17 protein-coding genes are annotated in these 21396 nt (G+C 65.0%); 13 read left to right on the forward strand and 4 right to left on the reverse strand.

Going from position 1 to position 21396, the window contains the following annotated elements; genetic code table 11:
• Nucleotides 1–8: 8 nt before the first annotated feature.
• Entirely contained in the window at nucleotides 9–401 is a 393-nt protein-coding gene (locus tag ABIC09_RS06655) for a hypothetical protein (RefSeq protein WP_354108769.1), read from the reverse strand.
• A 944-nt stretch (nucleotides 402–1345) separates the two neighbouring features.
• Nucleotides 1346–3133 (reverse strand): peptide ABC transporter substrate-binding protein, encoded by a 1788-nt coding sequence (locus ABIC09_RS06660; RefSeq protein ID WP_354108770.1) that lies wholly within the window; start codon nucleotides 3131–3133, stop codon nucleotides 1346–1348.
• A 287-nt stretch (nucleotides 3134–3420) separates the two neighbouring features.
• Between ABIC09_RS06660 and ABIC09_RS06665 the strand changes: the two genes are divergently transcribed.
• Nucleotides 3421–3984, forward strand: coding sequence for a hypothetical protein (locus ABIC09_RS06665; RefSeq protein ID WP_354033128.1), 564 nt, complete (start codon nucleotides 3421–3423; stop codon nucleotides 3982–3984).
• 192 nt (nucleotides 3985–4176) lie between these two features.
• Complete coding sequence (locus ABIC09_RS06670; RefSeq protein WP_354108771.1) at nucleotides 4177–6498, forward strand: molybdopterin guanine dinucleotide-containing S/N-oxide reductase; 2322 nt, start codon at nucleotides 4177–4179, stop codon at nucleotides 6496–6498.
• Between the two features lie 235 nt (nucleotides 6499–6733).
• Here the strand turns inward: ABIC09_RS06670 and ABIC09_RS06675 are convergent, their stop codons facing one another.
• A complete protein-coding gene (locus ABIC09_RS06675; RefSeq protein ID WP_148750873.1) occupies nucleotides 6734–7309 on the reverse strand; it encodes a TetR/AcrR family transcriptional regulator in 576 nt (191 codons plus the stop codon).
• Nucleotides 7310–7467: 158 nt separating this feature from the next.
• Here ABIC09_RS06675 and ABIC09_RS06680 point away from each other — a divergent pair, with 158 nt between their 5' ends.
• The 10 genes from ABIC09_RS06680 to ABIC09_RS06725 all read left to right on the forward strand — a co-directional run bounded on the left by ABIC09_RS06680 (nucleotide 7468) and on the right by ABIC09_RS06725 (nucleotide 18079).
• A complete protein-coding gene (locus ABIC09_RS06680; RefSeq protein ID WP_354108772.1) occupies nucleotides 7468–8907 on the forward strand; it encodes an MATE family efflux transporter in 1440 nt (479 codons plus the stop codon).
• 152 nt (nucleotides 8908–9059) lie between these two features.
• Nucleotides 9060–9842 (forward strand): MetQ/NlpA family ABC transporter substrate-binding protein, encoded by a 783-nt coding sequence (locus ABIC09_RS06685; RefSeq protein ID WP_354108773.1) that lies wholly within the window; start codon nucleotides 9060–9062, stop codon nucleotides 9840–9842.
• A 133-nt stretch (nucleotides 9843–9975) separates the two neighbouring features.
• On the forward strand, nucleotides 9976–11010 hold the full coding sequence (locus ABIC09_RS06690) for a putative FMN-dependent luciferase-like monooxygenase (RefSeq protein WP_354108774.1): 1035 nt from the start codon (nucleotides 9976–9978) through the stop codon (nucleotides 11008–11010).
• 32 nt (nucleotides 11011–11042) lie between these two features.
• A complete protein-coding gene (locus tag ABIC09_RS06695) occupies nucleotides 11043–11642 on the forward strand; it encodes a CMD domain protein (protein ID WP_354108775.1) in 600 nt (199 codons plus the stop codon).
• 14 nt (nucleotides 11643–11656) lie between these two features.
• Nucleotides 11657–12235, forward strand: a complete 579-nt coding sequence (locus ABIC09_RS06700) for an alkylhydroperoxidase domain protein (protein WP_354108776.1) — start codon at nucleotides 11657–11659, stop codon at nucleotides 12233–12235.
• Nucleotides 12236–12296: 61 nt separating this feature from the next.
• Complete coding sequence (locus ABIC09_RS06705) at nucleotides 12297–13454, forward strand: ABC transporter substrate-binding protein (RefSeq protein WP_148750879.1); 1158 nt, start codon at nucleotides 12297–12299, stop codon at nucleotides 13452–13454.
• 53 nt (nucleotides 13455–13507) lie between these two features.
• Nucleotides 13508–15331, forward strand: a complete 1824-nt coding sequence (locus tag ABIC09_RS06710; RefSeq protein WP_354108777.1) for an ABC transporter permease — start codon at nucleotides 13508–13510, stop codon at nucleotides 15329–15331.
• Complete coding sequence (locus tag ABIC09_RS06715) at nucleotides 15331–16179, forward strand: ABC transporter ATP-binding protein (RefSeq protein ID WP_354085459.1); 849 nt, start codon at nucleotides 15331–15333, stop codon at nucleotides 16177–16179. Before ABIC09_RS06710 ends, ABIC09_RS06715 begins: the two co-directional genes overlap by 1 nt.
• The gene (locus ABIC09_RS06720; protein WP_354033120.1) at nucleotides 16176–16916 is read left to right on the forward strand and encodes an ABC transporter ATP-binding protein; all 741 of its coding nucleotides are present in this window, start codon (nucleotides 16176–16178) and stop codon (nucleotides 16914–16916) included. Before ABIC09_RS06715 ends, ABIC09_RS06720 begins: the two co-directional genes overlap by 4 nt.
• A 104-nt stretch (nucleotides 16917–17020) precedes the next feature.
• Nucleotides 17021–18079, forward strand: a complete 1059-nt coding sequence (locus ABIC09_RS06725) for a HoxN/HupN/NixA family nickel/cobalt transporter (protein WP_354108778.1) — start codon at nucleotides 17021–17023, stop codon at nucleotides 18077–18079.
• A gap of 28 nt (nucleotides 18080–18107) precedes the next feature.
• Here the strand turns inward: ABIC09_RS06725 and ABIC09_RS06730 are convergent, their stop codons facing one another.
• The gene (locus ABIC09_RS06730) at nucleotides 18108–19619 is read right to left on the reverse strand and encodes a helicase HerA domain-containing protein (RefSeq protein WP_354108779.1); all 1512 of its coding nucleotides are present in this window, start codon (nucleotides 19617–19619) and stop codon (nucleotides 18108–18110) included.
• 351 nt (nucleotides 19620–19970) lie between these two features.
• On the opposite strand from ABIC09_RS06730, the gene ABIC09_RS06735 reads away from it, so the two are divergent.
• Nucleotides 19971–21035: a ketopantoate reductase family protein gene (locus tag ABIC09_RS06735; RefSeq protein ID WP_354108780.1), complete on the forward strand. Its 1065-nt coding sequence runs from the start codon at nucleotides 19971–19973 to the stop codon at nucleotides 21033–21035.
• The last annotated feature ends 361 nt before the right edge of the window (nucleotides 21036–21396 follow it).

Raw genomic sequence — 21396 nt, forward strand, 5'->3', positions numbered from 1 at the left:
AGCACATGTCATATGCCTATAAGCTGAATGAAGACGTTCGCCACCAGCCCCAGGGTCCACAAGGACGTGCAGCCATTGATCCGGCAATGGTTTACACCATCGTTCAATGCATGCCCATCGAGGCAGATGGACGTCTTCGATACCGTATCAAGAGCAAGTCGGGGAATGTCGAACGGGTCGTGACTGAAGATCAGCTGTCGTACTTTCAGTGATCTGGCGCGCTTGTTGGTCGGAGGAGTTTCGTTGTGCTGAATGATCGAGAAAATATCCTGATCGCGCTTCGAGAGAAGCCGCTCAAAGTCTACGAAGTCATGAAACGCGCCAATGTCGCGAACGAGGAAGCTTGTCAGTCCCTCCTGTTGAAAATGCGAGACGAAGGCTCGGTGAAGTTCGATATCCACAAAGGGCGATGGCTCATCGGATGAGCCGTGAATTGCGGCGACGGTCCGAGCATGTCTTCCTTTTCGGCATGTCTTCAAGCCCCGTCCTGTTTCGCATCCCGTCAACCCCTTCCCACAAAAATATTCCACTTTACCGAAATTCGGAAATGGCGTATGTGTTGCGGCGTCCCGGCTCATCCTTGAGGGGTGATCTCGTGTCGTCTTGTTCGCGAGCCGGGCTTGCGGTGGACGCGGGCAGCGTTGGGTGCGAGAGGAGCGGGCAGGGCGGGTAGTCCCTGTGAGCCCGAAACCGCGTGCCGACGAGCGGCACTATCTAGGGTTCGTCTCGCCTGCATTCTTCCGGCGACGTCGACAACGCTGGAAGATAATGCGGCGAACCAGCGAGCCGTGCGTAAAACCGTGTGGTCCTGGCCGTCGTCGCTACGGCCAAGCTTTCGCGGAGGTGTGGAGCGCCCAACCGGGTCAACCGCACCGTCAATTCGCTGGAAGTGAGGGAGGCCAGAACGAACTCGGCTCCCGGGAGAGCACAGCATAAGCCGTCAAACCACTGCGCAGGGAAGGCGGAGTGATCGGCGCCACCTGGTATGCTGCTGTGCGGTTTTCCTGCGCTACCATTTCGCGCAGCAGACCGCGGGTGCGAGATCAGCACCCGGCCTTCCCTGCGCCCTCTCGGCTTCGAGTGATCATGCAAAGCTCGGGCGAAATGCGGAGCGAAGCCGTTGCCTCATACTCCGTCATTGCGAGCGCAGCGACTTGTCCGCCGAAGCCTTGGCGAAGGCGGAAGCAATCCAGAGTCTTTCCGCGGAGGGATTCTGGATTGCCTCGCTGCGCTCGCAATGACGATGTGGGTAGAGCGGAGAAGCGAAACCCATCAAGGCCAGGCGAACGACGAAGGATGATGGGTTTCTCAAGTGCTGGACCCATCCTACGGAATGTGTCCGCCCTCAGCTCCGATACCAGCTCGCCACATTCCACGTCGTGACGTCCCACCCCGAGATGTCGGTCATGAGGTTGTTGACGGCGCCGCCGGTGATGTAGCGCGACAGCAACGGCAGGAAGATGTTGGCCGCGCAGAAGATCTCATTGACCTTGATCAGCAGCGCGGCGCGCTTGACCGGGTCGAGCTCCTGTTGTGCGGCCTTGTAGGCCTTGTCGGCCTCCGGATCGGACCAGCGCGAGACGTTGCGGCCGAGCCATTTGTTGTCCTTGTTGGCGATCTCCCAGGACACGCACTGGTTCAGGAACCGCTCCGGATCGGGCTGCGGCATCGTCGTGTTGTACATCTCCATGTCGCAATAGAATTTGGAGTAGGTGTCGGGGTTGCCGACGTCGGAGGAGAAGAACACCGATGCGGTGACCGATTTGAGCTCGATCTCGATTCCGGCCTTCTGGCAGGCCTGCTTGATGATGGCCTGCGTCTTCTGGCGCGGGGCGTTGATCGAGGTCTGGAATACGTATTTGAGCTTCTTGCCGTCCTTCTCGCGGATGCCGTCGGCACCCATCTTCCAGCCGGCCTCATCGAGAATCTTGTTCGCCTTGTCGACATTGAACTCGTAAACCAGCTTGCTCGACTTGAACTGGCGGGGCTGGTTGACGAAGCTGGCGGTTGCGACGGCGCCGCGGCCGTAGATGAATTTCTGAATCCCGTCGCGGTCGATCAGCAGGTTGAGCGCGCGGCGCACGGCCGGGTCGGACAGCGTCGGGTGTCTCGTCTTGGCGCTGGAGCGTTCGCTGTCGACCTCGGTCCACGGGTCGGTCGTGTTGAGGATGATGAACTCGACGCCGCCGGAGATCGTGAACTCCACCTTGCCTTTGCCACCGGCCTCCATGCGCTTGAGGATCTCATCCTCGACCAGCAGATTCCAGGCATAGTCATATTCGCCGGTCTGCAGCACGGCGCGCGCCGCGGAGACCGCGTCGCCGCCGCCCTTGATCTCGAACGTGTCGAAATAAGGCTGGTTCTTGACGTGGTAGTCGGGATTGCGTTCGGCCCGGAGCAGATCGCCCGGCTTGAACTCGACGAACTTGTAGGGACCGGTGCCGACCGGCTTCAGATTGCCCGGCGCGTCGCGCGATTTCGCGCCGACGTAGTCGACAAAATGATGTTTCGGCAGGATCTGACCGACCGAGCCGACGAAGGGGTCGGCCCAGAACGGGGTTGGGGCCTTGAAGGTCAGCTTGACGGTGTGGTCGTCGATCTTCTCGACCGTGATGTTCTGATAGGACCCCGTGGTGTAGGCGGCGGTGGCGAGATCCGCGGCGTATTGCCAGGTGAAGACGACATCGTCGGCGGTGAAGGGCTTGCCATCGTGCCATCGCACGCCCTGCTTCAGCTTCCAGATCACGGTGGTGCCGTCGGCGGAGAGGCCGCCATTCGCCTTGGTCGGGACCTCGGCGGCGAGGCAGGGGATGAGATTGCCTTCCTTGTCCCAGCCGGCGAGCGGCTCGAAAAAGACGCGCGAGGCGACCTGGTCTTTGGTGCCGAGTGCGAAATGCGGATTGAGCAGCGTCGGAGCCTGCCAGAGCAGGAGCTTGAGCGGACCGCCGCCGCCGGCCTTGGTCGGCTTGTAGGCCAGCGTGGCGTCCGCCATCGCCACGCCGTTCCAGAGCAGGATCTGGCTCGCGACTGGAGCTGCGATCCCGACCGCAGCCATGGTCTGGATGAACGCGCGTCGCGAGAGCGTGCCCTGCTTCACCTCCGCGATGAAGCCGCGGATGTCGTTTTCGTCCATCAGATGACCTCCAGCTGCCACAGGAACAGTCGTCACCGACCCCATCATGTTGCATCAGGGACGAGGCGGCAATGCCGACAACGTCGGAAAGGCCTGCGGCGAAATGACGAGCGCGCGTTCGGCAAGACGATGTGGCGGCAGGTCGGCAGCTTCTGCCGGGACAGATTTGCCGTCGCGATGGATCTGCCGACTCGCGTTCGCGATAAGTCCTTGATGGCAATGAATCTCCCGTCTGGCATGCCCATTGCACGCGGAACGTGCGTTCGCAATGACAGTGGAGTTCGCGTATGAGCATCGGCAGCATGAGCAGCATCAGTGGTGGAAGCGCGACGGGTTCGTCGTCATCCACCGGCCCCTCGAAATCGACCGATGGTTCGCAGGGAGACGTCTCGACCTTCGCCTCGCTGATGCATGACGGCACGCCTTACGACGAGGTCAAGGTCAATTTGCCGAACGGCATGTCGGTCGGCATCGTTCATTTCGGTGGCGGCGGCCTGGACGCCAGCGCGCTCAAATCCATCGAAGATTTCGTGCAGCGGTTTGCGAGTCAGCAGGTATCGGGAAATTCGTCCTCCGCGACTGGCCAATCGCAGAATGACGACTCCCCTGATACCGTCGGAATCGACAAGATCCACGTCGATCTTCCGAACGGATTGTCGTTCGAGGTCATTCATTCTTCCGGCAATCAGGTCACGGACAGCGCCGCGGTGATGAAGGAGCTCACCGAGGCTGCCGAGGAGCTCACCGAATCCCTCGCGCAATATTCACCGACATCGTCAGCTGCGTCCGCCTATGCCGCGCGGCAGGCCGCGTCATCCGATCGTACGAGCCAGGTTGACGCCCAGAGCTGAGCGGGGGCGCAGCTCGAGATGCCCGGTTGAGGGGGAACGCGCCGCAGGCCGCCGTGCGATCTGCGGGATGCGGCCATGCGCGCGGTTCCAGGGGTCCGTAATTCGTTGCCCTCCACGTGCGCGCCTCATTATATTGCGTCCATGATTGCGACCGGAGCCGCCTGCACGGCGCTCCGCGACGAGGGCCACGCGATGGACGATACGATTGGCTTCCCCGACCCCGGCCTCGATTTGTCGGACGGCTTCAAGCCGCACACCTCGCATTGGGGCGTGTTTTCCGCACGCAATGGCGCAGCCGGGTTGGAGGTGAGGGCCTATGCGGGCGATCCCGATCCGAACGGCATCATCGACAATTTCCCCGGCGCGTTGCGCCACCAGGCGCGCATCGCACAGCCTGCGATCCGCCGCGGCTGGCTCGAGCGCGGGCCCGGTCCCGATAACAGGCGCGGCCGTGACGAATTCGTCTCCGTCAGCTGGGAGAAGGCGCTCGATTTGCTCGGCGATGAGCTTATGCGCATCCGCGACACGCGCGGCCCCGGCGCCGTGTTCGGCGGTTCCTATGGCTGGTCGAGCGCGGGCCGGCTGCATCACGCGCAGAGCCAGGTGCATCGCTTTCTCAACATCGCGATGGGCGGCTATGTCCGCTCGGTGAACTCATATTCCTCGGGCGCTTCCTCGGTGCTGCTGCCGCAGATCATGGCGGGCTACGAGGACATCACCAAGCGCAACGTCACCTGGGAGCAGATCGCGGCCGAGACCGAGATCGTGCTCGCGTTCGGCGGCATGGCGCTGAAGAACTCGATGGTCGCCGGCGGCTCGATCAGCAAGCACGTCGAGCGCGGTGCGATGGAAGCGGCGCGGAAGCGCGGCTGCGAGTTCATCCTGATGAGCCCGCTGCGGGATGACCTGCCTGTCGAGGCCGGCGCGGAATGGATGACATGCATCCCCGGCACCGACACCGCCCTGATGCTCGGCATCGTCCACACGCTGGTCAGCGAAGCTCTGCATGACCAGGCCTTCCTCGATCGCTACACCGAGGGATGGCCGGTGTTCTTGCGCTATCTCACCGGGGAGAGCGACGGGCAGGCCAAGGACGCCGCATGGGCGGCCGCGATCTGCGGCGTCGACGCGAACACCATACACACGCTGGCACGGCGCCTTGCCGGCAAGCGCGCGCTCATCACCGTCTCGCATTCGCTGCAGCGCGCCGAGCATGGCGAGCAGCCGGTTTGGATGGGCATGGTGCTGGCGGCAGCCCTTGGCCAGATCGGTCTTCCCGGCGGCGGCTACGCCTATTCACTGGGCGCGATCGGCTATTACGGCCGCCGCGTCAACGACGTGCCAGGGCCGACGCTGGGGCAGGGCCGCAACGGCGTCCGTGATTTCATTCCGGTGGCGCGCATCGCCGACATGCTGCTCAATCCTGGCAGCACCTATCGCTACAATGGCGAGACGCGCACCTATCCGGACATCCGCCTGGTCTATTGGGCCGGCGGCAATCCATTCCATCATCACCAGGACATCAACCGCCTGCGCAAGGCCTTCGCGAAAGTCGATACGCTGGTGGTGCACGAGCTCGCCTGGACTGCGACGGCGCGCCACGCCGATATCGTGCTGCCCTCGACCATGACGCTGGAACGCGAGGACATTGGCTATTCCACCAACGATCCGCTGATGGTTGCGATGCACCGCATTGCCGAGCCGTTTGGGCTTGCGCGCGACGATTACGATATCTTCGCCAATCTTGCCGATCGCCTCGGCGCCCGCGAGCCCTTCACCGAGGGGCGCACCTCGCGAGAGTGGCTGGAGCATCTCTACGAGCCGACCCGCGTCTCGCTCGCCAAGCGCGGGTTAGAGGCCCCGAGCTTCGAGGAGTTCTGGCAGCGCGGCAGCCTGGTCGTGCCGCAGCAGCCCGACGATGGCGGCCGGCTGCGCAGTTTTCGCGAGGACCCGGTCGCGCATGCGCTGCCGACGCCGAGCGGACGCATCGAGATTTACTCCGCGAAGATCGCCGGACACGGCGATGCGGATTGTCCGGGACATCCGGTCTGGCTCGAGAAGAGCGATATGCCGAAACCCGGCGCGCCGTGCTTCCTCGTCGCCAACCAGCCGGTGACGCGGCTGCACAGCCAGCTCGACTTCGGCGGACATTCGCTCGCCGCCAAACATCGCGGCCGCGAGGTCGCGCGGATGAATCCGCGCGACGCTGACGCGCGCGGCATCAAGGACGGCGATATCATCCGTCTCTTCAACCAACGCGGCGCCTGCCTGGCCGCGGTGAACGTCACTGACGGCATCGCGCCCGATGTGGTGCAGCTCCCGACCGGCGCCTGGTACGACCCGATGGACCCCGAAGACGAGGCGCCGCTCTGCGTTCACGGCAATCCGAACGTGCTGACCCGCGACATCGGTACCTCGTCCTTCGCGCAAGGCTGCACCGGCCAGCTCACGACGGTCGAGGTGGAAAAGTTCACCGGCAATCTGCCGCCGATCCGGGCGTTCGATCCGGTGTAGCGATCACGAAAGCCGAACCGGTCAGCTTTGCCGAGCAGGAAACTGGACCGTCGCTTGACAGCGGGTTCAGGCGACGGTCCAATGCGAACTCAGCGAACTTGTGGAAGTTGTAAGGCCGCGCACAGACGCTAACCGGCCGCTGCCGGGACATCAAGTTTCGCTGTATTGCAACGGCCAGAGAATCATTTCAGCCGCCTCCAAAGCACCACAGATGGCGGCCGGACGTTCGAACGCGTCAGCGTTCGTTGGCAACGGCAACCGCCGCTTCCACCGCATTCTCCAGAATCTCGTCGGACAATGGCTTGTCGTTGACCGCGCGCGCCAACTGAAGTGCGCCGACCATGGTCGCGTAGATCGTGATCGCCTTGCGCCGACGCTCCTTCGCTGTGCCCAGTCTGATCTGCTCCGCCATCAGCACGACGATGTCGGCGACCTTGCCGGTGAAGGCATCGCGTGTCGCCTTCGGATGCCGCGCGATCTCGGCGACCAGCGCGGCGATCGGGCAGCCGGTCCCGGCGTGGTCGCGATGCCGCGTCGAAAGATAGTCGCGGATCGTGGTCTCGAGCGCGACGCCGTTCTCCAGATTGGCCTTGTGCCGCTCTTCGCGCCGGGTGAGCGCATCGGTCAGCACCTCCCGCACCAGATCCTCCTTGGAGGCGAAGTGCGAGTAGAAGGCGCCATTGGTGAGGCCCGCCTCCGACATGATGCCGGCGAGGCCGACCGCGGCTATTCCACTCTCGCGGAACTGCGCCGAGGCGACATCGAGGATGTGCCGGCGGGTTTCGTCCTTGTGTCCCTTTTCGTAGCGCATGGAGCCTGACTCCCTCCTGTGGCCGGCCCGGAAGGTGCCGGCCACAGGATCGTGAGCGATTTGTCTATTGCATTACGACCATAATAAAGCATTATGATAATAATTCAATGGTTGCCGGACCGCTGGTAGCCCCCCGGAAAACCACAGGATCGTGCCCAATGTCAGTCGAGGACGTCGCCGCACCGCCCTTGTCCGCGATCGAGCCCCCGGCGCGCAGCGCGATCGCGCCTCGCACCGTGCCGACATCCGCCGATCAGCGGCGCGCCGCGCTTCTGACGGCACCGATCTTGCCGACGCTGCTCAAGCTCGCGCTGCCGACCGTGACCGTCCTGGTGGCACAGACCGCAGTCAACATCGCGGAGGCCTATTATGTCGGCTATCTCGGCACCGATGCGCTGGCCGGTGCTGCGCTGGTGTTTCCGATCTTCATGCTGATGACCATGATGTCGAATGGCGGGTTCGGCTCCGGCGTCGCCTCGTCGGTGGCGCGTGCGGTCGGCGCCGGTCGCGGCGACGATGCGGATGCGGCACTGTTCCATGCCATCGTGCTTGCGATCATCGCGGGCGCGCTGTTTACGCTGGGCGTGCGCCTTGGCGGCCCCGCGCTGTTCCGCGCGCTCGGCGGCCGCGACGGCGCGCTCGACGCGGCCATCACTTATTCGAACTCTCTGTTTGCAGGCGCGATTCCCGCATGGATCGTCAACCTCCAGGCTGCCGCGCTGCGCGGTTCCGGCAACGTCAAGGTGCCGGCGCTGGTGACGCTGATCGGCGCGATCGTGACGATTCCGGCGTCGCCGCTGCTGATCTTCGGCTTCGGCCCCGTCCCAGGCCTCGGCATCGGCGGCGCCGGCGTCGCCTTCGGGCTCTATTACGGCGCGGCCATGCTGTTCCTGCTGCGCTACATGGCCTCGGGCGCATCCGGCCTGAGGCTGCACATCGTGCCGCTGCGCGCAAGGATTTTCGGCGACATGTTGAAGGTCGGCATCCCCACAGCATTCAACGCCCTGCTGACCAACCTCACCGTCATCCTCGTCACCGGCGCGGTCGGCCTGTTCGGCACCTCTGCGCTCGCCGGCTACGGCATCGCCTCGCGGCTCGACTACATCATGATCCCGCTGCTGTTCGGCATCAGCACGGCGACGCTGACCATGGTCGGCGTCAACATGGGCGCAGGCCAGACCGCGCGGGCGCAAAGGATCGGCTGGGTCAGTGGCGCCGCGGGCATGATCATGACCGGCTCGATCGGCCTCCTGGTCGCGATCTTTCCGACGGCCTGGCTGCATATCTTCAGCCACGACGCGGACGTCGTGAACGAAGGCATGACGTACCTGCGTATCGTGGCACCGGCCTATGCGGCGCTGGGTTTTGGCTTCGTCACGTCGTTCGCCGCGCAAGGCACGGGCCGGGCGATGGGCCCCCTGCTATCCGCGGTCGCGCGCATCCTGATCGCGGCCGGTGGCGGCTGGATTGCGGTTGCGTATTTCGGCGCGGGAATGACCGGGCTCGCCGCCATGGTCACGGTGTCGCTCGCCGCCTACGCCATGATCTGCGTGCTGATCATGCTGTCGCCCTCGACCTGGCGCGCCGATCGCGGCTAGAGCGGGTGCGTGCCTCCGGATTCTTTCCCATTTGACGTCTCACGGAGAAGCATCGCCCGCCGCAGGCGGCAAATATGAACGTTCTTTTCATTGATTTCGCGCTCCGGGCAGGGGAAGACGGTTCCCATCGTTGCTACAGCCGGAGACCAAAGATGTCGTTTCGTTCCGCCCTGATCCTCTCAACCGTGCTTGCCGCATGGTCGGCCGCGGCTTCGGCCGAGACCATCAAGATCGGCGTGACGCCGGGGCCGCATGCGCAGATCTTCGAGGCGGTGAAGCCGGTCGCCGCCAGGCAGGGGCTCGACATCCAACTTATCGAGTTCTCCGACTATGTGGTGCCGAACGCAGCGCTCGATGCCGGCGACATCCAGGCCAATTCGTTCCAGAACCAGCCTTATCTCGACAACCAGAAGGCCGACCGTGGCTACAAGATCGAACAGGTCGGGCTTACCGTGAATTTCCCGATCGGCGTCTATTCGAAGAAGCACAAGGCTTTCGCCGACATTCCCGATGGCGGCAAGATCTCGATCCCCAACGATCCGACCAATGGCGGCCGCGTGCTGCTGCTGCTGCGCGACAAGGGCGTGATCAAGCTGAAGGACGGGACGGGCTTCAAGCCGACCGTGCTCGATGTCACCGAGAATCCCAAGAAGCTGAAGTTCATTGAGGTCGATGCGGCCCAGGCGCCGCGCGCGCTCGATGACGTCGATGCGGCCGCGATCAACACCAATTATGCAACCCAGGCGGGCCTTGATCCCGTCAAGGATCCGATCCTGCGCGAGGACCCCAAGGGCCCCTATGTCAACCTGATCGCGGTGCGCAGCGCCGATAAGGACAAGCCCTGGGTCAAGATCCTGGTCGACAGCTATCACACGCCCGAGGTGAAGGAGTTCATCCTCACCAAGTTCAAGGGCGCCGTGTTGCCGAGCTGGTAGGCAATCTGCCTCGCCAAGGTCCAGCGCAGGACGCCGATCCCGGCGGGCAGCCTTGCGCATTGCCCGCTTGTCTCGGGCTCCGGCAACCGACATCATTGGGCGGCCGTGGCCATCCTCGCCCGACAGGGGTCGTATGAAACGCTTTGCAAACCTGAAACGCCTGGGATTTTTCACGCGGCTTCTCGATGAAGCTCCGCCCGCGGAGCGGTATCGCTTCGCCGCCGAGCAGATCGTGCGCGCCGAGAAGGCCGGTCTCGATTCCGCATGGATCGCGCAGCACCATTTTCACGAGCGCGAGGGCGGCCTGCCGTCGCCCTTCACCTTCCTCGGCTATGTCGCAGCCCAGACCTCGCGCATTCGCCTCGGCACCGGCATCGTCACGCTGCCGCTGGAGAGCGCGGTGCGGGTGGCGGAGGACGCCGCGGTGCTTGATCTCCTCTGCAACGGCCGGTTCGAGCTCGGCGTCGGCACCGGTGGTAATCCGTCCGCCTTCGCCGCCTTTGGCCTCGACGGCACAGAGCGTAACGAGATCTTTGCGCGCAATCTGGAGATCGTCCGCAAGGCGCTGACCGGCAAGCCGCTCGACGGCGGCGACACGCTTTATCCGCAGCGGCCGCAGCTGGACAAGCGAATCTGGCAGGCGACATTCTCGGTTGCAGGCGGCGCGCGCGCCGGCAAGGCTGGAGACGGCCTGCTGCTCTCGCGCACCCAGCCCCGGGCCAAGGACGCGCCAAAGGCCACGCTCGCCGAGATCCAGAATCCGATCATCGATGCCTATCTCGCAGCGCTGCCGCCGGGCGCGGAGCCGCGGATCATGGCGTCGCGCAGCGTGTTCGTCGCCGACGATCATCGCGAGGCCCTGCGGCTCGCCGATATCGGGCTGCGCCGCGCGCTGCCGCAGTTCATGAAGGGCGGTCGCCTTCCCCCCGGCGAGACGCTGGAGGAGATGATCACGGCGTTCGACACCCATGTCGGCGGCGCCGACGAGGTCATTGCCTCGCTGCGATCAGACGCGACGCTGGAGCGGGTGACTGATCTGGTCTTTCAGGTTCACTCGGTCGATGCGCCGCACCCTTATGTGCTGCGCTCTATCGAGCTCGTGGCCGACAAGGTCGCACCGGCGCTGGGCTGGAGCCGGACGGCTGCCGACGTGGTGCTGGCAGGCTAGTTGGGATTTTTTGGATTGCACGAGGCATTATGATGAGTACGCCTGACATCATCGACACGCTCGCCGGGATCAAGCCGGGATCGGCGCTTGACGCCATTCGCGCACGGCGCCTGCAGGCGCGTGACAACGCGCAGAAGAGCTATCTCTCGCTGTTCGAGCCGATCGACGCCGGCGATGTCTCGCTGCTCGAACGCGCCGCGGTCGCGGCCTTCGTGACCGGGCTCCATGGCGAGTCTCCCGTTGCGACCTTCTATCGCGAGAAGCTTGCGGCAAGCGCGGGTGGCGCGGCCCTGCTTGAAGCGGTCGAGGCCGAGATCGCGCGGGGCAAGACCTCGGGGCCGTATGGCTCATTTCCTTCAGGTCCGCTGTCGGTCGAGAACACAGCCGGTCTGATTTATCGCGTGAGTACGGCGAGCAAGTCCGTTCTCGGCACCCGGCTCGTCGCGGCGCTCGAGCATGCGCACCTCCTGGTGTTCCGGCCACGCGATGCGGCATCCACCGACATGAAGGCGCTGCTGGCCGCCGGCTGGTCCAACACCGGCATCGTCACCTTCTCCCAACTCGTCGCATTCCTGTCGTTTCAGGTGCGCGTCGTCAGCGGCTTGCGCTCGCTCGCCGCAGCGAACGCCTAAGAGGAGGCCGCATCATGAGCGCCACCGTCAATCCGCCCGTCGTCTTCACCCAGGATGAGCTTGGCTGGGTCTCGTGGATCGAGCCGTTGCCCGAGGCCGCGCTCACCGAGCGGCATTTCGCCGGTCTCGTCGATCGCGCCCGCGCCAAGTCGGAATATTTCCGCTTGCTGGTGCGCGATCCCGAGGTGCTGGAAGCCCGCACCAAGACCGACAAGGACATCTTCTACAACACAGCCGACGGCCTGCCGCGCGCCGAGCGTGAGCTCGCGGCGGCTGCGACCTCGCGCTACAATGGCTGCATCTATTGCGCCTCGGTGCATGCGCGCTTCGCCAGCACCTATTCCAAGCGCCGCGAGGACGTGCAGAAGCTGCTTGACGAAGGCGTCAACGCCGATCTCGGCGAGCGCTGGAACGCCGTGGTCAAGGCGTCCGTGGCGCTGGCATCGACGCCGATCGCGTTCGGCCCCGATAATATCGCGGAGCTGCGCAGTGCCGGCCTTGACGACGCCGAGATCGTCGACGTCATCAACGGCGCCTCGTTCTTCAACTGGGCGAACCGGCTGATGCTGTCGCTCGGCGAGCCCTCGAAATAGGCAATTTCACCGGCACAAGAATTGCTGCTTGTCTGTAACACCTGACTGGATGGAGCCGTGCATGAGCAACATCAATCGCCGAACCCTGGTCAAGGGCTCGCTCGCCGCCGCAATCGCGGGAACGGCGCTTTCGCGCGCAGCCTTTGCCGACAGCGCCGAGCCGATCCTGCTCGGCGTCAGCGGTCCCCTCACGGGACCGAACGCGCAATATGGCACGCAGTGGAAGCAGGGCTTTGATCTCGCGCTCGACGAGATTTTGGCCGGCGGCGGCATCAACGGCCGCAAGCTGGCCTACAGCTTCGAGGACAGCCAGAGCGACCCGCGCCAGTCGGTGGCGATCGCTCAGAAATTCATCTCCGATCCCCGCATCGTCCTCGAGCTCGGCGATTTCTCGAGCCCCGCATCGATGGCGGCCTCGCCGATCTATCAGCGTGGCGGTCTCGTGCAGTTCGGCTTCACCAATTCGCACCCTGACTTCACCAAGGGCGGTGACTTCATGTGGAGCACGTCGGTCAGCCAGGCCGACGAGCAGCCGCTGCTGGCGGCCTATGCCGTGAAGAAGCTTGGTTTGAAGAAGCTTGCCGTGCTGCACCTCAACACCGATTGGGGTCGCACCAGCCGCGACTACTTCAACAACGCCGCCAAGGAATATGGCGCGGAGATCGTGGTCACCGAAGGCTATATCGCCGAGGAGCGCGACTTCCGCTCCACGCTGGTCCGGGTGCGCGACGCCAATCCGGACGGGCTGGTCCTGATCTCCTATTATTCCGACGGTGCGCTGATCGCGCGGCAGGCCCGGCAGGTCGGGCTGAAGCAGGTGATCTGCGCCGCGAGCTCGGTCTACTCGCCCAAATTCCTCGAGCTCGGCGGCGACGCCGTCGAGGACGTCCATGTCGGCACGCGCTACTTCCCGGAGGATCCGCGTCCGGAGGTGCAGAAATTCATCGCCGGCTTCAAGAAGAAGTACAATGGGCTCGAGCCCGACGCGTTCAATGCGTACGCCTATGACGCGATGAACATGGCCGCCGCCGTGGTGAAGATCGGCGGCACCGATCGCAAGGCGATCCGCGACGCCTTTACCAAAGTGAAGGACGTCCCGAGCGTCATCTTTGGCGCTGCGACGTTCGACGTTGCCAGCCGCCGCGTCAAGGGTGCTATGAATGCCGAGCTCGTCGTGCGCAAGGGCCAGTTCGCGCTTTGGGACGGCAAACCGACCTGACCCGATGGCCGGGGCGCTGGCTTCGGCCGCTTTTCTCTGATTGGGACCATCGCGTGGCTTCCTGGCTCGACTACACGATCAACGGGCTGATCGTCGGCAATGTCTACGCCCTCGTTGCGGTCGGGCTCGCGCTGATCTTCGGCGTCAGCCGGCTGATCAACTTTGCGCAAGGGTCGATCTATCTCGTCGGCGCCTATATCGGCTGGGTCGCGGTGGTGCAGCTGCACACGCCGCTGCCGATCACCATCATCTTCGTCGCGGTGGTGGCGGCGCTGGTCGGGCTGATCATCGAGCGGTTCGGCCTGCGGCCGCTGCAGAACTCGGTGCGGATCGCGCCGCTGCTGGCGACGATCGGCATCAGCTTCGTGCTCGATCAGCTGGTGATGCTGACCTTCTCGCCCAATCCGCGTGCGCTGCCGAGCCAGTTGCCGGACGTGCGCTTCCAGCTCGGCGGCGGCACGATCGGGCCGCTTGATCTCCTCATCGCCGGTGTCGGTATCTCCAGCGCGCTCTCGCTGTTCGTGTTCCTGCGCTACAGCAAGCTCGGCTGGGCGGTGCGCGCAGCCTCGCAGGACCGCGACGCCGCGATGCAGATGGGCGTCGATGTCAACCGCGTCAATCAGGCGGTGTTTGGCATTGCGGCTGCGCTCGGCGGCGTCTCCGGTCTGCTGGTCGGCATGTACTACAACCAGATCGACACCGCGATGAGCCTGCAGGCAACGCTGAAGGGCGTTGTCGCGGAAGTCGTCGGCGGCGCCGGCAACGTGCCGGGTGCTGTTGTCGGCAGTCTGCTGCTCGGACTGGTCGAGAGCTACGGCGTTGCCGTGTTCGGCACCAGCTACCGCAATCTGTTTGCTTTCCTGTTGCTGGTCGTCGTGCTGGTGCTGCGGCCGAACGGCCTGTTCGCCAGCGCCCGGCAGGCGCCGCCCGAGCCGCTCACCGGCACGTTCATCGCGCCGAGCCGGCCGGTGCGCATTCCGCGCTGGGCCTTGGCTGTCGCGGTCGCGGCGTTCGCAGTCCTGCCGCTGCTTCCGGTGTCCTTTTACATGCTCCAGACCCTGATCAACGCCTGGCTGCTTGGCATGCTTGCGCTGAGTCTTACGCTGGTTGCCGGCACGATCGGGCAGGTCTCGCTGGGGCACGCGGCGCTGCTCGCGATCGGCGCCTATACGTCCGCGCTGCTGTCGCTGACGCTCTCCGTTCCGGTCGGTCTCGCCATCATCGCCGGCGGCTTGATGAGTGCCGCGCTCGGCACGATCCTGATCTCGCCGTCGTTCCGCCTGCGCGGGCATTACGTCTCGATCGCAACGCTCGCCATAGGCGAGATCGTGTCGCTGGTGATCTTGAACTGGGAGAGCGTGACGCGCGGCCCGATCGGCATCTCCGGCATCCCGCCGCTGTCGCTGTTCGGCTACGATCTGATCAGCCCCACGTCTGTGTACTGGTTCAGCTTTGCCGTGATGGTCGCGCTGGCGCTGCTCCAGGCGCGCCTGCTCTCGTCGCATCTCGGCCGCAGCTTTCGCGCCATCCGCGACGACGACATCGCCGCGCGCGCCTATGGGCTGAGCCTGAACCGCTACAAGTCGCTCGCCTTCATCTTCGGCGGCTTCGCCGCCGGCGTCAGCGGCGGTATCGCCGTGCATCTGTATTCCTACATCAACCACGAAACCTTCAACACGCAGCAATCCATTTTGGCGCTAACGGTCGTCATCCTCGGCGGCCTCGGCAACGTCGTGGGCGCCGTGGTTGGGGCGGTGGCGTTGGTCGGCCTGCCGGAGATATTCCGGATCGCGGCGGAGTATCGCATCCTGATCTACGGCATCGTGCTGCTGCTGCTGGTGCGGTTCAGGCCGCAGGGCCTGTTGGGGACGATCTGATGGCGGAGGCGCATGCACCGCTGTTGTCCCTGCGCGGCTTGACCCGCCGCTTCGGCGGACTGACCGCCGTCGATGGCATCGATCTCGATCTCGCCAAGGGTGGGCTCGTTAGCATCATCGGCCCGAACGGCGCCGGCAAGACCACGCTGTTCAATCTCGTGACCGGGCTCGACCGGCCGGATGCGGGCGAGGTTCGGTTCGAGGGGCAGGACATCACCGGCCTCTCGCCGGAACGGCTGGCTGGCGGCGGCATCGCGCGCACCTTCCAGCTCGGCCGCGTGTTCGGCAATCTCAGCGTGATGGACAACGTCCTGATCGGCGCCCACACGCGCTTGCGCGCCGTGAAGCCGGCGGTGCCGGTGATCGGCCCGCTCCTGGAATTGGGGCTGGCGCTGTTGCGCCCTTCCAGCGTTAAGGCTGAGGAAGAGCGGCTGCGCGAGGAGGTCAAAACCATTCTCGCCCGCTTCGGCGAGCGGCTGCTGCCGCGGATCGACCAGCCCGCCTACAGCCTGTCCTACGCCAATCGCCGCCGTGTCGAGATCGCTCGCGCGCTGGCGCTGAAGCCGCGCCTGTTGCTGCTCGACGAGCCGACCGCCGGCATGAACCCGAGCGAGACCACGGAGATGCAGGGCCTCGTCGCCGAATTGAAGGCTGAAGGCCTGACCATTCTCCTGATCGAGCACAAGCTGGAGATGGTGATGCGTCTCTCCGACCGCGTCATCGTCATGGACGAGGGCAAGAAGATCGCGGAAGGGCCCGGCGAAGAGGTGCGCAAGGATCCCAAGGTGATCGAGGCCTATCTCGGCCACGGCCTGTCGGGAGCGGCGGAACAGGAGAGCGCGGCATGACCATGAGCGCACCCGAACCGCTGCTGGCCCTGACAAACGTCAACACGTTTTACGGCCAGGCGCAGGTGCATTTCGACCTGTCCATCACCGTTGGCCGCGGCCACATCGTCTGCCTGCTCGGCGGCAATGCCAGCGGCAAATCGACGACGATGAAGATCATTCTGGGCCTGGTGAAGCCGCGCTCGGGCGAGGTGACGTTTGACGGCGCCTCGCTGATCGGGCTGACGACGCCGCAGATCGTCCGCCGCGGCATCGCCTCGGTGCCGGAGGCGCGGCGGTTGTTCGCGGATATGAGCGTCCGCGAGAACATCTTGATGGGCGCTTTCGTGCGCAACGACCGCGAGGCGATCGCGCAGGATCTCGACAAGATGCTGACGCTGTTCCCGAAGCTTGGGCAGCGGCTGTCGCAGCGTGCCGGCTCACTTTCCGGCGGCGAGCAGCAGATGGTCGCGATGGCGCGCGCGCTGATGAGCCGTCCCAGGATGATCGTGATGGACGAGCCGACCATGGGCCTGTCGCCGCTCTATGTCGACCGCGTGCTGGAGCTGATCCGCACCATCAACCAGGAAGGCGTCTCGGTGTTCATGGTCGAGCAGAACGCCAGCCTTGCGCTCGAGATTGCCCACGAGGCCTATGTGCTCCAGACCGGCAAGATCGTGCTGTCGGGGTCAGCGCGGACACTCAAGGACGACCCCCGTGTGCGCGACGCCTATCTCGGCGGGTCGGAGGCGGCGTAAGGCGGCCATGCACGAAAATCGGCCCGATCGCACGGGATTGCATTGGTCCGTATGATCATTCTATGAAAAGATCATACCGTTGACGCAATGAGGCGCGCGGCGGGATGAGTTCGGTGACGAGATGGTCTTTGCGAGCGGTCGAGCCCGCCACCGTGCTGCTGTTCGGCGGGCTCGTCGCCGCCAACGTTGCCGCATGGGCCTGGGCTTTCGCCTTGTTCGCGGACCGGCCCGCGGTGATGGCGACCGCGCTGCTGGCATGGGTGTTCGGCCTGCGCCACGCCGTTGACGCCGACCACATCGCCGCCATCGACAACGTCGTCCGCAAGCTGATGCAGACAGGCGATACGCCGCGCAGCGCTGGCCTCTATTTCGCGCTCGGCCATTCCACTGTTGTTGTGATCGCGACCGTGCTGCTCGCGCTCGGCGTGGTCAGCCTCGGTGGCGATAGCCTGCTTAGGGATCTCGGCAGCCTGATCGGCACCTCGGTGTCGGCGCTGTTCCTGCTCGTCATCGCAGCCATCAATTTTGTCATCTTTGCCGGCCTGTGGCGGACATTTCGGATCGCTCGCGCGTATGGCGTCCATGACGCAGGCCAGCTCGACGCGCTGTTGGCGAATCGCGGCTTTCTCGCCCGCCTGCTCGGCCCGATGTTCCGCCTGGTGACAAGACCCTGGCACATGTTCCCGCTCGGATTGCTGTTCGGGCTCGGCTTCGACACCGCGACCGAGATCGGCCTGCTCAGCATCTCCGCCACCGAAGCCGCGCGCGGCGCGTCGCTCGCCGATATCCTGGTCTTCCCCGCGCTGTTCGCGTCGGGCATGGCGCTGGTCGACACCGCCGACTCCGCGCTGATGGTGAGCGCCTATCGCTGGGCCTTCGTCGATCCCATGCGAAAGCTCTGGTACAACCTCACCATCACCGGCGCGTCCGTCGCGGTCGCGCTGTTCATCGGCGGTATCGAGGCGCTTGGTTTGATCGCCGATCGACTTGGACTTAACGGCGGCGTGTGGGCACTGGTCGATGCCCTCAACGACTCGCTCGCGAATGTGGGCTTCGCGGTGATCGCGCTGTTCGCGCTCGCCTGGCTCGTCTCAAGCCTGCTCTACCGCCGCATGTTCGCGGATCAGGCGCGCCGTTTGCCCGATGCGACCGAGGCGGCGTAAGTGACGAGGTGTCCCTGAATTCGTCGGCTTAGAGCGAAGCCGCGCTCGGCATCGGCTCCACCGGCAGATCATCGCCATTGGGATCGCCCGGGGCGGTCGCCCAGGCCAATTCCACCAGCGTCACGAACCTGCGTCCGCCGCCGTCGAGCTGGACGACGATCAGGCCCTGCTCCTCCATGTAGCCGAGCAGGCGCTGGGCCCGGCGCAGCGAATGCGAGCCATAGGCCCGCGCGATCGCGGCATCGCCGGGGCAGGGCCAGCCTTCCTTGGCGGCGCGGGCAATCATCATGAACACGCCCTGCATGTCGTCGGGCAGGATCGAGGCGCGCAGCGTCACCTCCTGCCAGGCATCGTCCTCGGCGATGTCTGTGCCGAGGCCTGCGCGCGCATGCGTCAGCATGCGGCGGAATTCGCCGAGGTCGGGGACGGATGCGCCGAGGCCCTCGATGCGGCAGCGGACCACGAATTCCTGATAGAGCACGCCGATGGCGCGGAAGCCGGCATCGGGCGCAGCCAGCACGGCGCGCAGCGTCCGATCCACCCGCTCGCGCCGGTCCGCGACCTCTTCGGCACTGACCAGGACCTCGACCACCTCGGGGCGGACTTCGGGCGCTGCTGCCTTGGCCGCACGGAGCTGCTCGAGCAGATCGGGCGCAGGGCGACGCTGCGGGCGGCTGGCATCGGGCGGCGGCGCGGCCAGGATCACGGCGCGGGCATCCTCCAGCGCCGCTTCGGGCATCGGCAGCAGCCGCGGCGTCGAATTGCGCGGGGAGGTCGCGGTCGGGCCGATGTTCAGCCGTAGCGGACGGCGCGACAGCGCAGGTCCGAGCGCCATGAATTGTCCGCGCTCGAGATCGCGGAAGGCTTCAGCCTGCCGCCGCTCCATGCCGAGCAGATCGGCGGCGCGCGCCATGTCGATGTCGAGGAAGGTCCGGCCCATCAGGAAGTTCGAGGCTTCGGCCGCGACATTCTTGGCGAGCTTTGCCAGCCGTTGCGTGGCGATGATGCCGGCGAGCCCGCGCTTGCGGCCGCGGCACATCAGATTGGTCATGGCGCCAAGCGAGAGTTTTCGCGCCTCGTCCGACACTTCGCCCGCGACGGCCGGCGCAAACAGCTGCGCCTCGTCGACCACTACCAGCATCGGGTACCAATGGTCGCGCTCGACGTCGAACAGGCCACCGAGGAAGGCAGCCGCGCGCCGCATCTGGTTCTCGGCATCCAGTCCTTCGAGATTGAGCACGGTGGAGACCCTATGCAGCCGGGCGCGTTCGCCCGCGACCTGAAGGCCGCGCTCGGTGTGATCCTCGGCCTCGATCACCAGATGGCCGAAGCGCTCGGCCAGCGTGACGAAATCGCCTTCGGGGTCGATGATGGCCTGCTGCACCCAGGGCGCGCTCTGCTCGAGCAGGCGCCGCAACAGATGCGACTTGCCGGAGCCCGAATTGCCCTGCACCAGGAGACGGGTCGCCAGGAGTTCCTCGAGGTCCATGGCCGCCACAGCGCCCGCCGTGGTCAGCCCCATCTCGATCGCAACCGTCATATCCCGACTCAGGCCCTTCCATTCGCGGACAGGGGCTTATCAATCGGATCGGGATGCGTCGAGCGAAACAGGACGAATCATCCCGCGTTGCCCACGTCGGATTTCAGTCGGGATTCGAAAGCCGTGGAAGTGCGGTCCGGGGCGGGAGCCGAATCGTCGAGGACTCCTGATTCCGGTAAAACGGAAAGTCGCTTCAGAGGAACCGCGCCGCCGTCTCGTCCGGGAGACGGAATAATCGGCGCGTCCTTGTATGCAATATCCCAGTTGCCATCCCCGGCCGGTTTGCCTTACATGCCGCCAACTCGCCCGCGAATGGGGCGCAAAAATCGCACAAGTTCTCGAGGGGTGAACATGGCGCGTAACGTTCTGATTCTGGGAGCTTCTTACGGCTCCCTGCTGGGCACCAAGCTGCTGATGGCCGGGCACAACGTGACCCTGGTCTGCCGCGCCAAGACCGCCGAGCTGATCAACCGCGACGGTACCGAGGTGCGTATCAAGCTGCGCGACGAGGCCGTGCACCGCGCGATCTTCTCGCGCGACCTGCCCGGCAAGCTCGACGCGGTAACGCCGCAGAATGTCGACGTCTCCCGCTACGATCTCGTCGGCCTGGCGATGCAGGAGCCGCAATACACCAACCACACGGTCCGCATGCTCATGATCAAGATCGCCGCGGCGAAGCTGCCGTGCCTCTCGATCATGAACATGCCGCCGCTGCCTTATCTCAAGCGCATTCCGGCGCTCGCCGACATGGATCTCGAGGAGGCCTACACCAATGCGCTGGTGTGGGAGCGGTTCGAGCCGGGGCTCGTGACGCTGTGCTCGCCCGATCCGCAGGCCTTCCGTCCGCCGGAAGAGGCGGCGAACGTGCTGCATGTTGGCCTGCCCACGAATTTCAAGGCCTCGGCCTTCGCCGACGAGGCGCACAACAAGGTGCTGCGCGAGCTCGAGGCCGATATCGACGCGGTGAGGCTCGACGGTCATGACGTGCCGGTGAAGCTGAAAGTGTTCGAGTCCCTGTTCGTGCCGCTGGCGAAATGGTCGATGCTGCTCACCGGCAATTACCGCTGCATCACCCCGCACGAGCCGCAGTCGATCCGCGACGCCGTGCACGGCGACCTCGCGCGCTCGCAGACGATCTACGACCATGTCGACGCCATCGCGCGCCGCCTCGGCGCCGATCCGCAGGACCAGGTGCCGTTCGCGAAATACGCCAAGGCCGCCGAAAGCCTGCTCAAGCCGTCGTCGGCAGCGCGGGCCGTGGCCGGCGGTGCGCCATTTATCGAGCGCGTCGACCTTCTGGTGAAGCTGATCTCGCATCAGATCGGCGCGCCCAATGCCGAGATCGACCGCACGGTCGATACCGTCGATCAGAAGCTGAACGAAAAGATCGTGCAGGGCGGATCGGGCGCGCAGTAACGGCGCCCGACGGGCAAAACACCTGCAGGAGCTGTCAATCCGCGCTGGCGAAAATATTCCACTTTACCGAAATTCGGAAATGGCGTATGTGTTGGGCATCCCGGCTCATCCTTGAGGGGCGATCTCGTGTCGTCTTGGTTGCGAGCCGGGCTTGCGGTGGACGCGGGCAGCGTTGGGCGTGAGAGGTGCGGGCAGGGCGGGTAGTCCCTGTGAGCCCGAAACCGCGTGCCGACGAGCGGCGCTGTCAGGTTCGTCTCGTCTGTAAGTTTCCGGCTCCGTCGACAGGGCCGGGAAAACTGCGGCGAAATGGCGAGCCGTGCGTACGGCAAAACCGTGTGGTCCTGGCCGTCGTCGCTACGGC

It is taken from the genome of Bradyrhizobium sp. S3.12.5, from assembly GCF_040548225.1.
Classification (GTDB): Bacteria; Pseudomonadota; Alphaproteobacteria; order Rhizobiales; family Xanthobacteraceae; genus Bradyrhizobium; species Bradyrhizobium cytisi.

What these genes read in the sequence shown, in the direction of transcription:
- ABIC09_RS06730 (WP_354108779.1), bottom strand. Translation starts at nt 19,619, where the DNA reads ATGACGGTTGCGATCGAGATGGGGCTGACCACGGCGGGCGCTGTGGCG.
- ABIC09_RS06675 (WP_148750873.1), bottom strand. Translation starts at nt 7,309, where the DNA reads ATGCGCTACGAAAAGGGACACAAGGACGAAACCCGCCGGCACATCCTC.
- ABIC09_RS06685 (WP_354108773.1), top strand. Translation starts at nt 9,060, where the DNA reads ATGTCGTTTCGTTCCGCCCTGATCCTCTCAACCGTGCTTGCCGCATGG.
- ABIC09_RS06735 (WP_354108780.1), top strand. Translation starts at nt 19,971, where the DNA reads ATGGCGCGTAACGTTCTGATTCTGGGAGCTTCTTACGGCTCCCTGCTG.
- ABIC09_RS06705 (WP_148750879.1), top strand. Translation starts at nt 12,297, where the DNA reads ATGAGCAACATCAATCGCCGAACCCTGGTCAAGGGCTCGCTCGCCGCC.
- ABIC09_RS06695 (WP_354108775.1), top strand. Translation starts at nt 11,043, where the DNA reads ATGAGTACGCCTGACATCATCGACACGCTCGCCGGGATCAAGCCGGGA.
- ABIC09_RS06665 (WP_354033128.1), top strand. Translation starts at nt 3,421, where the DNA reads ATGAGCATCGGCAGCATGAGCAGCATCAGTGGTGGAAGCGCGACGGGT.
- ABIC09_RS06680 (WP_354108772.1), top strand. Translation starts at nt 7,468, where the DNA reads ATGTCAGTCGAGGACGTCGCCGCACCGCCCTTGTCCGCGATCGAGCCC.
- ABIC09_RS06715 (WP_354085459.1), top strand. Translation starts at nt 15,331, where the DNA reads ATGGCGGAGGCGCATGCACCGCTGTTGTCCCTGCGCGGCTTGACCCGC.
- ABIC09_RS06720 (WP_354033120.1), top strand. Translation starts at nt 16,176, where the DNA reads ATGACCATGAGCGCACCCGAACCGCTGCTGGCCCTGACAAACGTCAAC.
- ABIC09_RS06700 (WP_354108776.1), top strand. Translation starts at nt 11,657, where the DNA reads ATGAGCGCCACCGTCAATCCGCCCGTCGTCTTCACCCAGGATGAGCTT.
- ABIC09_RS06690 (WP_354108774.1), top strand. Translation starts at nt 9,976, where the DNA reads ATGAAACGCTTTGCAAACCTGAAACGCCTGGGATTTTTCACGCGGCTT.
- ABIC09_RS06660 (WP_354108770.1), bottom strand. Translation starts at nt 3,133, where the DNA reads ATGGACGAAAACGACATCCGCGGCTTCATCGCGGAGGTGAAGCAGGGC.
- ABIC09_RS06670 (WP_354108771.1), top strand. Translation starts at nt 4,177, where the DNA reads ATGGACGATACGATTGGCTTCCCCGACCCCGGCCTCGATTTGTCGGAC.
- ABIC09_RS06725 (WP_354108778.1), top strand. Translation starts at nt 17,021, where the DNA reads ATGAGTTCGGTGACGAGATGGTCTTTGCGAGCGGTCGAGCCCGCCACC.